The sequence below is a fragment of the Chitinophaga sp. genome, assembly GCF_036566945.1.
GTDB lineage: Bacteria > Bacteroidota > Bacteroidia > Chitinophagales > Chitinophagaceae > Chitinophaga.
Genome location: NZ_DATCVJ010000455.1, coordinates 1 through 14,219, shown reverse-complemented (window position 1 = coordinate 14,219; position 14,219 = coordinate 1). Strand labels below are relative to the sequence as shown.

The window sequence follows — 14,219 nt, the reverse complement described above, 5'->3', positions numbered from 1 at the left end:
GCAATAGTGGTTGGAAGTGTGCCCTTTTAAACAATCATACAAAGAAAAAAGGCTTGTAAGTTAATCGCTTACAAGCCTTTCTACTGCCCATACCCACAACTCCCCAAAAATTATTTGGCAGTGTAAACAAATTATATTTGTTTTGCCCACCACTACATCAATGGGAGATATTTATAAAAATATAATCAATCGACCTTCTTAGCAGGACCTCCTCCAGCTGGCAGCTTATTGCCGCCATCCTCCAATATTAACATACTGTTTTTGACGCTATTGACAGCAATGTCTATGGGCGCGATTTCCAACCGTTAACATACTTATCGATATGATTTTCGAAAACAATCAGGCTTTCGCGCAAAGCCTGGATCGGCAAGATCCGTTACACCACCTGAGAGATGAATTTCTTTTCCCTAAACAACAAGGCGTTCCTTTCATCTATATGTGCGGCAATTCACTCGGATTGCAGCCCCGGGCGGCGCGTAGTTATGTGGATCAGCAACTGAACAACTGGGAGAATCTGGCTGTAGAGGGATGGTTTGAAGGAACAACACCCTGGATGTTCTATCATAAAGAACTGAAGGGAATGATGGCGCATATTGTTGGTGCCAGCGCCCGGGAAGTATGCCCCATGAACACCCTTACGGTGAACCTGCACCTGCTGATGGTGAGCTTCTACCGCCCCGCTGCCAACAAGTATAAAATCATTATGGAAGCCGGCGCGTTTCCTTCCGATCAATATGCGATGGAAAGCCAGGTCAGGTTCCATGGCTATGATCCTAAAGATGCCATTATTGAAGTAGCACCGCGGATAGGTGAATACACCTTACGGACAGAAGATATATTGGCGGCTATCGCCGATAACGGTGAACAGCTTGCGCTGGTGCTGTTTGGCGGCATCAACTATTTCACCGGCCAGTGGTTCGACATGCCCGCTATTACTCAGGCGGGGCACGCCGCCGGAGCGGTTGTTGGGTTCGACCTCGCACATGCAGCGGGCAATGTACCACTGCAATTGCACGACTGGAATATCGATTTCGCCTGTTGGTGTTCTTACAAATATCAGAATGCAGGCCCGGGAGGTATCAGCGGCATTTTTGTGCATGAAAAACATTTTGCCGACACATCGCTCGACCGCTTCGCCGGATGGTGGGGCTACCAGGAGCAACAGCGATTCAAAATGGAGAAAGGTTTTACCGCCGAAGCAGGCGCCGATGGCTGGCAAATAAGCTGCACACAGGTGATTCCCATGGCGCTATATCATGCCTCACTCAAAACTTTCGAAAAAGCCGGCTTCATGGCCCCCCTCAGGGAAAAAAGCAAACAGCTGACCGCCTACCTCTATTACCTGGTTGGCGAAGTAAACAAAGCACTCGGCTTCGAACAATACAAGATCATCACACCTGCTGCAGCAACAGAAAGAGGTGCGCAGCTATCTATCATAGCTACATACAACGCCAAAGAAATATTCCACGCCCTGGTAGCCAACAATATCCTGGGCGACTGGCGCGAGCCCAATGTTATCAGGCTTAGCCCGGTGCCGCTGTACAATAGTTTCGAAGATGTTTTCCTGACAGCAGAACGGATGCTCAACATAAGTAAAGAACTGATTACACCAACACAACAACCGTAACAATGGAAATAACACCGGAAATTAAAGACAGACTATCCCTGTTGCAGGAGAAGTATGCTGCTATGGGGCAAGACCTCAACGCATATCTCGATGGCCTTCTTTATGCAGATTACCTCACGTATTGGGATTATATTCACCTGGATACACTGCTGACCCTCCAGCATCCGAAAACCTCTTATCCGGATGAGGAAATCTTCATCATGTATCATCAAATCACTGAACTCTATTTTAAACTGGCCCTGCATGAATGCAAACAGATCAGCGCGCATCCTTCGCTGACACCTGATTTTTTTGCGTCCCGGCTGAAAAGGATCAATGCCTATTTCACCGCCCTGGTATCTTCTTTCGATATCATGGTAGACGGCATGGACAAAGAACAATTCCTGAAATTCAGGATGTCGCTCTTGCCTGCAAGTGGTTTCCAATCGGCACAATATCGCATGATCGAGATCCACTCAACAAACCTCCTACAACTGGTAACATTGAGTAAAAGAGAGGAACTAAAACAGTCCTCCACAGCAGAACAGTTTGAATATATTTATTGGAAGTACGGTGCATCAGAATTATCTACTGGTAAACAAACACTCACCCTCCAACAGTTCATCGTGAAATATGGCGGGCAACTCCTACACCTTGCGCAAAATAATATTGACACCAACTTTTCATCTCTATACAAAAGGCTGCAGCAGCAAGGAGAAGACATGAGTACTGTTGAAGAACAACTCAGAAAGCTCGACTTGTTTGTAAACGTAGAATGGCCGCTATCACATTATAAGTCTGCCGTACGGTACCTGGAGCGCGACCCGGTAGACATCGCCGCTACCGGTGGCACTAACTGGCAGAAATACCTGCCGCCACGATTCCAAAAAAGGATTTTCTACCCATATCTGTGGACAGAAGAGCAGATTGAACAATGGGGTAAATCATGGGTAATGAATGTATTGAAAGCTTATAGGACTTAGGAGGATGGTGCGACGGCCTTCATGTCGGAGCGGTGAAGGTCGTTGTATTAAATAAAATATCAAAACAACCTCATATCTGATCCTTTTGCACCTGCCAACAAAATCGGATTCCGGATCCTCAATCAATTCCTGGTCAAGTATCACCGAAAAAAAATCTAAACCAATTTCATCAAAGAGAAGCGATCCTATTAATATCGCTCTTTCTAACTGGTGTAATCGACATAATAATTCTGTGATCGTAAAGTGTATAAGACAAATTAACTTTTTCCTTTTTATACTCAAATTTGATACTAACCTTATTATCAAGTTCTTTTTGCAACCTAAGCTTACTATTGTCGCCCCAGTAATATTGCACATTAACTGGAATTAGTTTAATATTCGTGTTCACCTCTCTATATCCCTCATTATGTAGAAAAGAATAAGTGACGGAATCCGTAGCCGATAACTTTTTTAAATAATCAAGATCTTTCTCACCATCACCGATTCTATAACCATTTAAATGATCACTTAACAAAAAGTCTCTATCAAGCGTATCTTTCCAATTAAAAAACAGCGCTTCGCTTTGATCATAACAAAACAGTAAATATCCTTTTTGATTAAATATTATGTTCTTCTTAGGAACAATGATAGCATATTTACATGATTGAAAAGAGAGAAGTAAAATAAGTAAAAATTTAAGTTTCATAATTTTTTTATTCAACGAAATGATTCAAGATAAAATTATCACCGTTAGTCTGTTGTTGTGATTTAATTTCTCTAAGCCAATTATTCCAATGGATCTGATGCAAAATGGGTTGGTTTCCTAAATGATTCATTATGTCATTAGGTCCCACCATTTTCATCTGCTCAGGAGAATTATACCAATCTTTCAACCCAAACATATGTAAGATTTCATGAACAGCAGTTGCTGGACTTCCATATGCTTGTCCTACTTTTGATGACGAATTTCCCAATTTTGCAGAAAAATCAGTAAAATGCTCGAACCCAAGTGCATCCCACTGGCCAGTTTTAGGATTCTTATCCTTGCTAAAAATTTGCTTTGTGAATCCCCCTGTAGCTGAGCGGTATTCACTGTTTTCCAATTCAAGTATATTATCACCGTTTCTTAGTTTTTCATTCTTCACTCTTTTAAGGTCTTCGGGAGTAGCCAAAACAAAATCTATACTTATATTGGTGGAAAGTGTTGTACCATTATCGTTCAAAACTTTATTTGAGAGTAAACTTTTATTATCTTTTACATATTGATTGTATTCACCAACTCGCACATCTGCTCCATACCCAGTTACATAAATAGTTGATGCACTCCCTCCGCTTTTATATCCATTGTATCCATCGTCTGGGCCGATGACCACTTCCTTAGCATTTACCGTCCAGACAATACCACCGGCGCCACTTTGTACAGTGGTATCCATTCCTGACGGATCACTATAAAGGGCTGGGTTATTCATCACAAAATTATAGGGAGATAAATTCAGATGCTTATCTATTGCCAGATCTGGTTGCAAAAAACGTCCCAATTGCTGATCATATCCTCTCATATTAAAGTCATACATTTCAAGACCGCTTCCATCAGCAAATTCATTTGACTGTAATTCATTTCCATTGAATTTATAAGCATTCTCCTTATACGAAGTTCCTTTTAGCAGATTACTACTAATGCCTGACATGGAAAGTCCAAATGGGTAATAATGGGTTTCTTCCAACAATGGCCCGGAAATCTGGGTAACAGCTATATTGTCAAAGAATACGTCAGTGCTACTTTCATTGCTTGTATAAACATACAATAGTCCGCTTTTTTCAGCTACGAAATTTTCCACCCCGAGTTGCTGCAGCTGATCCGGTATATTCTGGACCTGTTTCACACCACTATTCTCCGATACCCAATATTCCCAGTCCGATTCCCACTATACAGCCAATTTCTACTCCCCACGGCCATTCAAATTTGCCGGCGCTATAATCCACAACAACAGAAATAAACTCTCTGGTAACACCAAGGATAATAAGGCAGCCAACTATTACTTTCCAGTTCATAAGTATAGAATAAATACAAAGGATAATTTGTGCTAAGGTAATGTTTAAAATAACATTTTTTTTTTCAGGTCTCCTCCCTACTGCATCTTAATCATTCCTACCATGACCCCGCCAGGGCTCTTTCGATATTACGTTGTGCTACTGTAGGCACGCTTTGAAGTCTGAGCTAAAAAATAGGGTTATTCCTACGATCAATTTTAATGTGACAATCAAATCGCGCATAAAAATCATTACGAACTGCACATGATATTCAAAATAGCAACGCGTCTGTAAGCTTAGTGGATAAAGACAAACCAGGCTTAATACGGCAACATTTCTGGCAAAAGAAAAGGAACACTGTTCCCTTTATTGGGACAATCGGTGTAACTATAACATCATGGCTATCACAGTGCATTCAAAATGGAATGAACCTATGTATAATTACACGCTATCCGGTTTTAATAATCCAAAGGCATATTAAAAGCGAATACGGGGCAGCTATTAAATTACATAGAAGCCACACCTGAAAATGAATACTGGTTTTTTGTTTGCTATTGCACCGGCGACAAAAACAGAGACAAGCCCAGTAACTCCGCTGATTCCAAGTACGGACCCTTAATACACCGCCACAAAACCCTACAAAATATGACTGATTTTGCAATCGAATTGACTATAAAGGAATAAAACAATGGCTACGATAAGGACTTTGGGCTGCGAAATTTTAGAACCGACCTGCCGAATACCGATTTTAACCTTTATACACAACACTTCTTGAAAAATCCTCTTTTAACTCATAGAACAGAAGGCGCTGGAATTGACCAGCGCCTTCTGTTCTATAAAATGCGTTTCCTCCTAGCTCAGTTAATCAATCAAATTCAGGTTTTCTTTTTTGTAATTTTCTTTATCCAGCAATTTCATAACCTCCTGGTTATTTAGCTCAATCTGATGTATGGTAAAAGAATTAATCCAATTTGGTGGAACTATTGATGCAACTGAACAGAAAATATAAATAGTATCATTGCTTTGCTTATAGAATATGGGGGAAAAACCCTTAAAAATATAATCAGTATTTTCACTCGGACCAGCATCCTCATCTTTATCATTGGTTATATATACAAGACGATGATCTGCATTCATTCCCCATACTTTTTGTCTTATGAAGACATGTGCCTCCCTATTGGTGGTTGTGATCTCAGTAGTTTTATACTGTATAAATGTGTCTTTTCCTGGGATATAGATCCATAATAGTATAGCTACAATTAAAACTACAAATAAGAGAAAGACGATAAATACTTTAAGATATTTCTTCATATTATTTTCTATTTTCTTGAAGTCTGCCAGCCTGCTTTTACCATTCTTCCTGTATATTCCATTTCTCCAAACCATGGGGCTGGTCCATATTCGGTTTTAAACAGTAACATCATTGCAGCATTCCATTTTGTGTACTGTCCTTGTTGTAGGGCTCCGGCCAATCTCATATACGTATTAAAGCTTATATTTCCCGCATACCCACCGAACATTGTTATTTCTCTACCGTTGTAGCCTGCCAGGTAATTGCCCGCAGATCTTGCTGAAGCATATTTCCCATCGAGTAATTTTCCAGTCATAATTCCAAATGGAGCATAGGTTTTATCATTCTTGAGATCTAAGGGTTGATTGATTTTTGATTTTTGCCCCACTACTACTAAACTTCCATAGCCTAGTGCAAGTTCATGTTTATTTTTTATTGCCTCATCCCAAGATTCTCCAAAGACAATTCTTCCGGAAGGTTTATAGGTATCCGGATCAATAAACTCATCCCAATTTTCTGTTTCTCCCATTTTTGTTCCCCCTCCACTCGTTGAATTAGTTGTTTTTCTCTCTTTTCGTACATCCGCTGCCGTAGTAGCATCATTATGTTTATATACCCCCAAATCACCATCATTAAAAACTGCCAAAACATTTCCCAATGAATCTGTATGGGTAGAAGTCCCTTTTCTTCCATCCCTATCAAACATACTTATTGGGTTATTGTAGACGTAGTTATAAGGAGTGTATTGTTCAAACATATCGACTAAAGGATCTATAACATGCCATCTTCCTATCTGTACGTCATACATACGGGCTCCATAATCATACAATTCAAGACCAGAGCCATCTCCGAACTCCTTACTCTGCAACTCCTTCCCATTATACTTCAGCCTATTCTCCGGGTAGTTCGCCCCCTTCAGCGCATTCGAACTAATCCCCGCCATCGTCAACCCAAACGGATAGTAATGTGTTTCCTCCAGTAATGGCCCAGAATTAACGCCTAAAATGACATTATCAAAGAACACGTCCTGGGTTCCCTCATTGCTGGTATAAACATATAAGAAACCAGATTTATCAACTACCATCTTATCTTGACTCAGGGTTTGCAGTTGATCTGGCTCTGCTTTCACCTGTTTTACCCCGCTATTGGCATCCACTAATTTAAACTGATCATCGAACAATACAAAATTAAGATACGCTTTCGGTCTTTCAGGATCGGCCTGATCAGGTTCTTTTTCCTTTAACCGTTGGTAGTCATTGTTATAAAAGTTACTGGTAAATGGTGTCTGCTGATCAACACCGTTTAGCACGTGAGCCTCTTCTCCTGGCCCACCGCCATTAAAGGCGTGTACCAGATCGGTGAGCATATTTTCAACAGAAGGTGTAACGTCATTTTTTTCCTTAGGCCCAACAGATTTATAGAAAGCTTTTGCACTCATAGAAATGGTATCTCCTGCCATTACCTTGAGGACAATAGAGGGGCCTATTTTCTTACCAGTACCGGTAGCCGTTAACTTTGCTACCGCCGCATTGTCTCCGGCACTCTCATCTGCTGGATAACCGGCAGGTTTGTCGGCCCGGGTATTATCGATATTGCTGAACAAAGCAGTTTCCTTAGCAGCAGCCGGAGCTTCCATGGTGGCCGCATACATCGTAAAGTCAGTTTGCTCGGTAAGTACCATTCGTACATTACCCAGGTGGTCCTTTACAAAGTAATCATACACATAACTCATCGGCTGCCCGGCTGCAAGCACTGTCCGGACCCGGCCCTCTTCATGGCCCAAAAACTGCAGCGTGTCATTCTGATAAACAAACCCATTGACGTAATCGGTTGTTGTTATTTTTGCAGCCCCGCCTGTGTTGTCGGTAACAATCTTGCGATATTTATTGCCGGAAGCATCATACAGGTACTTAATAGTTCCTTTCCCCGTAATAACAATACTATCAGGTAAATTCAGGTGGTTATACCTTATAACAGCAATGCTTTTATTTTCATCTTTTGTCAGATTACCGTTGGCATCATAGGCGTAATCGGCCGTCTCATTATTGATAATTTCTTTGAAATCTCCCAGGACACTTTGAGCGTTGTTTTTCCGGTCTGTTACAAAGGATAATTTGTTACTGCCCACATTATAACCATACTTCAGGCTATCCACGGTCTGTGCGGTCAGTCCATTCATCCCCTTTTGATTCATAGTCTGGATGTTACCACCCGCATCATAGGATATTCCACTCACCGAAAAGTCCTTAAGGCTCTTTGTCCAGCCGGTACTGCCTGCATTAACCTGGTTAAAGTCGGCAGACAGTAGTCTGTTGGTCTTATCGTAGACAAACCCATATGCCCGCGCAATCGTATCACTTCTGCTTTTCCAGACTGCGCCGGCTATGTTACCATTGTATTGCATCGAACTAAACCCATAATCATAGCTGAGAGTTTGCCCAAACCAATTGGCTGAGCCACTGGCAGTCGTTACAAAGTCTTTGTTGATGGCTTTAAGCCAACCCCGGATATTGTATTCATAATTTAAGGTCTCCAGTTGTGTACTGGCCCCGGTAACGCCTAAACGTTTCTTTTTCAGCTGCCCTAACTCGTCATATTCATTTACCGCTAACGTCTTTTCCTGCGCCGGATCATCATTGAGCATCTTTTTAACACTGATCAGGCGTCCACCAGCATCATAATTCATGATGGTGCGTACCGTTACCTGCGGAACGGCACCGCTGCGTTGATTACGATGACGCTGATAGGTGCTTAACAACTTTCCGTTGAAATCATATAAGCTGTTCATTACATCATATCCACCACTGATATTATCAGATAGCATCTGAATCAAACGGCCTTTGTCATTGTAATAATTGGTGGAGGTAAGCCACTGATCAGTACCCAGTACTCTTACTTTTGTACCGGTGACAAGTCCTTTAATCATGCCGCTGGAACCAGCAGGTAAAGCTTCCGCATATAGATTACTACCTGCCTGTGGTTTGGCAATATCCCGCGTATCGTATCCCCTGTTACCTGCAAAGGTGTAGTCGCCATAGTAAGTATAACTTAATGGGGTCAATTTATTAGCCGGGATTCCCGGTAGCGGGTTAGTTGCAATAATAGAAGTAGCCCCCTGTGTAACAGATGGGTTGATTTCAGCAGTCACCGATGCGCCGGTACCTGTATCGAATCCATCTGCCAATGTGATACTGCTGGCCGCCTGGTATAAGGGAGTTGTACCATCATAGGATGCGAGGACCAGATCCGCAGTACCCGGGAAGGTATATGGTATAGACTGTGTGTTGCCGGTGGCGGTATTCATCAACACCTGAAGTGCCTCCCTGGTGGCAGCGTCATTATAAAGGGCTGTCATCGCAGGTCGGTTCAGATTATCATAAAACGTCACCAGCCAGCTTTTACCTTTCATATTACCATCCCTGGAAAAAGCCAGCCTGTCTCTGATATCATACACCATCTCCGTGGAGTCTGCACCAGGAACTTTCTTTATCATCATCCTGTTACGGCCATCATAACGGTAAATAAAGCATAACTCCGCAGCAATAGCACTACTGATCACCCAATTGCTGATGATCGCCTCTACCGCCTTGGGAGGAATCACAAAGCGTAGGTTACCTAAATCATCATAAGCATAATAAGTACACAGCCAACCCATATGCGCATTTCCGGGCGTGGCAGACAATTGCGCCTTCCTTAAAATTACCCTGCCTTCTTTGTCCTTGTATTCAACCACCTGGTTGCCGACTTCGTCAATACTGAGATTTTTAATTAACTGCCCGGCACCATAAATTTTACCTGCACCACTGACAGGAATAATGAGACCGCCTGAGAAATCCCATATCCGCACGGAATCAGCAAGCGTATTAATCTGATAGCGAGCCTCAGTGGGCCGGTTACCTCCCCGTTCAATTGTTGCCGGATCATTCTTTGCCCAGCTATTACCAGGCGCGTAGGATTTAAGTACCCGATTTAAAGGCGAGGCTTCATAATCAACACTGCTGTAGTATACGTTCTCTCCCTGGGCGCCAGGTGCAAGACCAGTGTTCTGATAAAAAGCCTTTTGCGCATTAAAAGGATCAGTTTTAAACTTACCATCACTGGTGTTACCACTTTGCTGTACATAAGGCAGATATTTAAACTGTTCCCTCCCAAAAGCATCATATACAACAGGAGCTACCAGATCTTTTCCGCTCACGCTCATTGCCTTGGATACAGACTGCAATGGCCGTCCAAGCCCATAAAATATTGAGTGGATTGTCGTACTTCTGTTACCAGCCGACTGGCAGATGTTACGTATGATGTATCAGTAGTCGGCGCTGCCGGCTCCCAGGTACGGACGTAGTTTATCACGGGATTTGTATATGCTCCTGGCGGGGCAACAGGGGTAGCTGCGGGACGAACCGTAACATCCGGTTTCTGCGCCTGTAGTCTTATTGAAAGACCAAGCAACATTATCACCAAATAAAATCTATACATAATATTAATTTCAACAGGTTTACCAATGGCCTCTATAACTGAAACGCTAGACAGGCAGTTAGTCTTTCTTCTTAATCTCTTTTTTTAGCATCTCCAATTCCGCACGCTGCGCTGTACTTTCTTTCCTTATCTCAATAATATAGAGTGTCAGCTCTTCGATCTTTTGCAGCAACTTCTTATTCATTTCTCCAACATCTAATCCCTCTTTCTCCACCTCCTTGGCCGAAGGTATCTCCGGCAAATGCTGATTGGTCTTTACAAACTGCTCTACTTCCTCCAATGACGGCAACTTATAATCCGGATAAAACACAAAATCAGCCCAACTTCCTTGGGTAACCTTCACTCTCCGCGCCCCGATAGTACCTTCCACTGCAAGTTTATAATTGCCGGGATTAAATGTTCCTATCGCTAATTTGCCCGCCATATAATTAGTTCCACCACCAATAAAATAGGCGGAGCTATTGTAGGTGGATCCATAAACATTGACAGAACTATCCACGGCTGTTTTAAAACTGTGAGCCGGTCCACCAATCTCCTGATATGGAAGCAGCTGCTGCTCTCCATCATAGATAACAGGAGAAACAGCATAATTAGCGTTGTAATTATAACTAGTATTACCCCGCATCCAGATGATAATCCTGGCACTTGAATTAGCTCCCGTACCATCTCTCCATCCAGCTATCATCTTGTTTAAATTGGCTACGTTACTGTATTGTCGGATATCGGCATCAATGAAATTGGAACCATTCCCCCAGGAAGTTACATGGTATCTGAATTTTGCAATTACAGATCCTCTCCACCAGCTGTCATTATGAACGTTAGAGCGACCTATTTCTAATTCAGTGGCAACATTGCTGGTCCAGCCACCATCTGCGAAAGTGACCGGATAAAATTTAGAAGTATCCCCTTTAACCCAAAAGGCGCCTGTTACCTGGGCCATCGCAGTGAATTTGCTGACGAGGATAAACAAACATACAAGACTGAACTTTTTGAACTGTTTCATAAATTATATAGATGAGTTTACTGTACAATAGATTGTTGGTATTGATAATCGTACTGTCTAATAATTTCCCTATTCTGATCCTTCATTATTTTTAATCTCGCAAAGCTGAAAGCCATATTTACCCAAATTAAAAGCTGTTGGAGACGAGGAAATGACTGGTAAACTGGAATTACCTGTTTGAGAGAAGACATTTGGACGCACTAATAAAAACGATAATAAAATAAATATTAAGTACATACAAGGCTCTTTTTATGTTTACTGAGTTATCGGTTTCTGGTACTGGTAATCATAAATCTTCAAAACTTTGTTATCCTGGTCTCTCGATTCTTTTAATTGACCATAACCATCGTATAGGAAATAAACAGTTTTATCAGATTCACTTGTGGTACTGCTGATGCCCAATAATGGATCATAAGTGTAGGTGCGCATAAGCGCATCTTTAGGATAAATCCTGACTTCATCGATATAATTGCCGTCATTGATTGTGTAGGAAGGTCCTGTATAGTTGATAAATTTCCTAATCCAGGGGCCGGTTGTACCTACCCGGTACCAATAGGTAAGGATATATTGCTTTTGATCCGGGATAGTAAAATTAACCTGGAATCCTGATGCCTTTACCATTTTCCCGGTTCTTGCAAATGCTTGCAGGATGCCTTTATTAGTGCCATATTCAAAGCTCTCGTAATAAAATTGGTTACTATTTGCGTCTGCAATCTCAACAACCGGGTAGTTATTGTCATAGCCCCACTTATAGGAAGTCGGTATATCATTATTCTTAAATTGGGTAAGGATATTTCCTTCGCTATCGTAATTGCTAAAATTCAGCCTCTTCACGTAGCTGCCGATGCTATACTTTTCTTCTGTACTGGATATTAATGGTTTACTTCCTGGCCAGATACTAAAGTTATTCCTGAATGATTTGTTATGGTTGCCGTTAATATCTTCAATACTTTCAATATTGATCCCTATCATATACTTATTAACCATTGATTGGTAAACCGGATCATTCGGATAATCAAAAGGATATTTATAACTGGTAGTTACCGTTTGCTTTTTACTGTCAGCATAGCTTTTCCTGGAAAGCTGTAAGTATTGCGGATGGTTATACTCGTACTTTGTTACAAAGACAAGTGAGTCAGTTGTATTGTCAGTAGAGTAATCAACTACGGTATCCGTTGAAAGGTAAGTGAAGTCGGAATACAGATCGTAAAACTTTACGTTGGAGTAAGTATAAGTACTTAAGCTGGCGCTAAGCCGGAAAATAGCAAACTTTAATTCAGGAATTTTAACTCCACGGACAGTTTTACCTCTTGAACTATCAATGTTATAAGACCTTGAAATCCTTTTTACTAGCTTGCTCTGCCCATTAGGTTGAGTCGAATAAATATACTGGTTCCTTAGCGACCCATTTTGAGGATTTCCGATTGTAGGGACATTTGGAAGGGCCGGTGAGTTGATAACATCGGGAGAGTTTAAATATTCGTAAACGGTTTTACCTTTTTGCGATTGGCTTTCTGTAACGATTGTATATCCCAAAGGACCGCCTTGGGCAGAGGCGCTTATTGGCATGATGGAAGAAGACTCACGGAAAACAGCAGTCCCCGTGGACATTACCTCGTAGTGAACAGGCGCTTCAGGAGGAGCCGTACAGAAGTTCTCAACGGTACCCAGGTAGTTGTATTGAGGAGTGGTCATTAGTACCCCTGAGCTATAAAGATTAGTTTCGCCAGGAATTTTAGTGAGATATGAATAGCTGGTTTGTTGGTCATTTGCATGGTTAATGCCATCATAGTTGGCCAATGACTTAACCCTCACTCCGGGACCGTATCGCTCCTTAATAATAGTGGTATCTTTGGTTATATATTTAACCGTTAACCAATTAAAGAAACGTCCTTCGCATAATGCCTTTATTTTGTAGATTCCTGGATTTAAGGTAAATGTTCCCAGGCCGTCAGCGTTTTGCTGGTTGTAATAATTAATATTGATCCCAACGCCACCCAAAAATACCTGGTTGCTGCCATTCATTTTATATACTTCTGCTGCATCAAATTCAATCTCTCCATTATCAACGGTCATGCAGGTATTATCCATACAAGCCCAATGCGATTGAACTTCGATTGTTCTGATAGAATCAAGAGTTATCAACGCTTCGTTTGGTTGTAATTCAATAACAGATGATTGTGGTCCTTTCTTGTGCAGGGGTACAGTATTTTCATACCTTCTGATGATGGTTTCCGGCGAATAATAGTTGTTCTGCTCATATTCAAAACTGGTACTTCCTCCTGTAGGGTAGGTGATTTTCTGAAGGATGGCGGCTTGGGAGTACTGAGGATTAGGCTCCCTGTCGGCCCCCACGAAATCAACATCTTCATTGGTGCCAAAACGTTTAATTGAAATAGGTGGAACTAAAGTCCCTTTAGCCATATGATCACCATTGTTGGTGTTTTCTCTTAAATCGTCATTCCTGGCCCCATTATAAAACCCCCAATGATCTATTGCCTTACTATCTTTGGCCGGCAATGGAAGTGCGTTATAGGTAAATACGTAAGGCGACTTGGGTTTAAGGCCATTAGTTTCGGTAACAGAAACGAGCTTTAGCCGCTTGGTTAAATAATCAGTTCCATCGAAATAATTATAAGACAGGTCGAATTTTCTTTGAAATACATAAGCTCCATCCTCTTTGGAATATATACTTATGTTGTCGAGTTTTAAGGGATATGAAGCTGCTGTATTTACAACGGGTTCCATATCGTCTCTTTTGCTGTGACTGAATTCTATTTTGCCATCAGGAAAGGTAATGGCTTTAAGGTAAACCTCCTGTATTTCTGAATAGGAAGAAAAATAAGTAAA

General features: G+C 41.6%; 9 protein-coding genes. 2 read left to right on the top strand and 7 right to left on the bottom strand.

Going from position 1 to position 14,219, the window contains the following annotated elements:
* Positions 1–322 precede the first annotated feature (322 nt).
* Together kynU and VIP81_RS13990 are read left to right on the top strand one after the other, a co-directional pair.
* Positions 323–1,627, top strand: coding sequence for a kynureninase (gene kynU, locus VIP81_RS13995; protein WP_331961615.1), 1,305 nt, complete (start codon positions 323–325; stop codon positions 1,625–1,627).
* Between the two features lie 2 nt (positions 1,628–1,629).
* Positions 1,630–2,589 carry a tryptophan 2,3-dioxygenase family protein gene (locus tag VIP81_RS13990; RefSeq protein WP_331961612.1) on the top strand — a complete coding sequence of 320 codons (960 nt, stop codon included), beginning with the start codon at positions 1,630–1,632 and terminating at the stop codon, positions 2,587–2,589.
* Between the two features lie 169 nt (positions 2,590–2,758).
* Here the strand turns inward: VIP81_RS13990 and VIP81_RS13985 are convergent, their stop codons facing one another.
* The 7 genes from VIP81_RS13985 to VIP81_RS13955 all read right to left on the bottom strand — a co-directional run.
* Entirely contained in the window at positions 2,759–3,274 is a 516-nt protein-coding gene (locus VIP81_RS13985; RefSeq protein ID WP_331961609.1) for a hypothetical protein, read from the bottom strand.
* Positions 3,275–3,281: 7 nt separating this feature from the next.
* Positions 3,282–4,451, bottom strand: a complete 1,170-nt coding sequence (locus VIP81_RS13980; protein ID WP_331961606.1) for an RHS repeat-associated core domain-containing protein — start codon at positions 4,449–4,451, stop codon at positions 3,282–3,284.
* Between the two features lie 4 nt (positions 4,452–4,455).
* Complete coding sequence (locus tag VIP81_RS13975) at positions 4,456–4,620, bottom strand: hypothetical protein (protein WP_331961603.1); 165 nt, start codon at positions 4,618–4,620, stop codon at positions 4,456–4,458.
* Between the two features lie 840 nt (positions 4,621–5,460).
* Positions 5,461–5,910, bottom strand: a complete 450-nt coding sequence (locus tag VIP81_RS13970) for a hypothetical protein (RefSeq protein WP_331961600.1) — start codon at positions 5,908–5,910, stop codon at positions 5,461–5,463.
* A gap of 8 nt (positions 5,911–5,918) precedes the next feature.
* A complete protein-coding gene (locus VIP81_RS13965; protein ID WP_331961618.1) occupies positions 5,919–10,136 on the bottom strand; it encodes a DUF6443 domain-containing protein in 4,218 nt (1,405 codons plus the stop codon).
* A 288-nt stretch (positions 10,137–10,424) separates the two neighbouring features.
* Positions 10,425–11,369 carry a hypothetical protein gene (locus VIP81_RS13960; protein ID WP_331961597.1) on the bottom strand — a complete coding sequence of 315 codons (945 nt, stop codon included), beginning with the start codon at positions 11,367–11,369 and terminating at the stop codon, positions 10,425–10,427.
* A 255-nt stretch (positions 11,370–11,624) separates the two neighbouring features.
* A partial coding sequence (locus tag VIP81_RS13955; protein ID WP_331961594.1) for a hypothetical protein occupies positions 11,625–14,219 on the bottom strand: 2,595 nt, incomplete at its 5' end.

Excerpts from the sequence above, each read along its gene's own strand:
- VIP81_RS13985 (WP_331961609.1), bottom strand. The coding sequence starts at position 3,274 with ATGAAACTTAAATTTTTACTTATTTTACTTCTCTCTTTTCAATCATGT.
- VIP81_RS13970 (WP_331961600.1), bottom strand. The coding sequence starts at position 5,910 with ATGAAGAAATATCTTAAAGTATTTATCGTCTTTCTCTTATTTGTAGTT.
- VIP81_RS13960 (WP_331961597.1), bottom strand. The coding sequence starts at position 11,369 with ATGAAACAGTTCAAAAAGTTCAGTCTTGTATGTTTGTTTATCCTCGTC.
- VIP81_RS13990 (WP_331961612.1), top strand. The coding sequence starts at position 1,630 with ATGGAAATAACACCGGAAATTAAAGACAGACTATCCCTGTTGCAGGAG.
- VIP81_RS13975 (WP_331961603.1), bottom strand. The coding sequence starts at position 4,620 with ATGAACTGGAAAGTAATAGTTGGCTGCCTTATTATCCTTGGTGTTACC.
- kynU (WP_331961615.1), top strand. The coding sequence starts at position 323 with ATGATTTTCGAAAACAATCAGGCTTTCGCGCAAAGCCTGGATCGGCAA.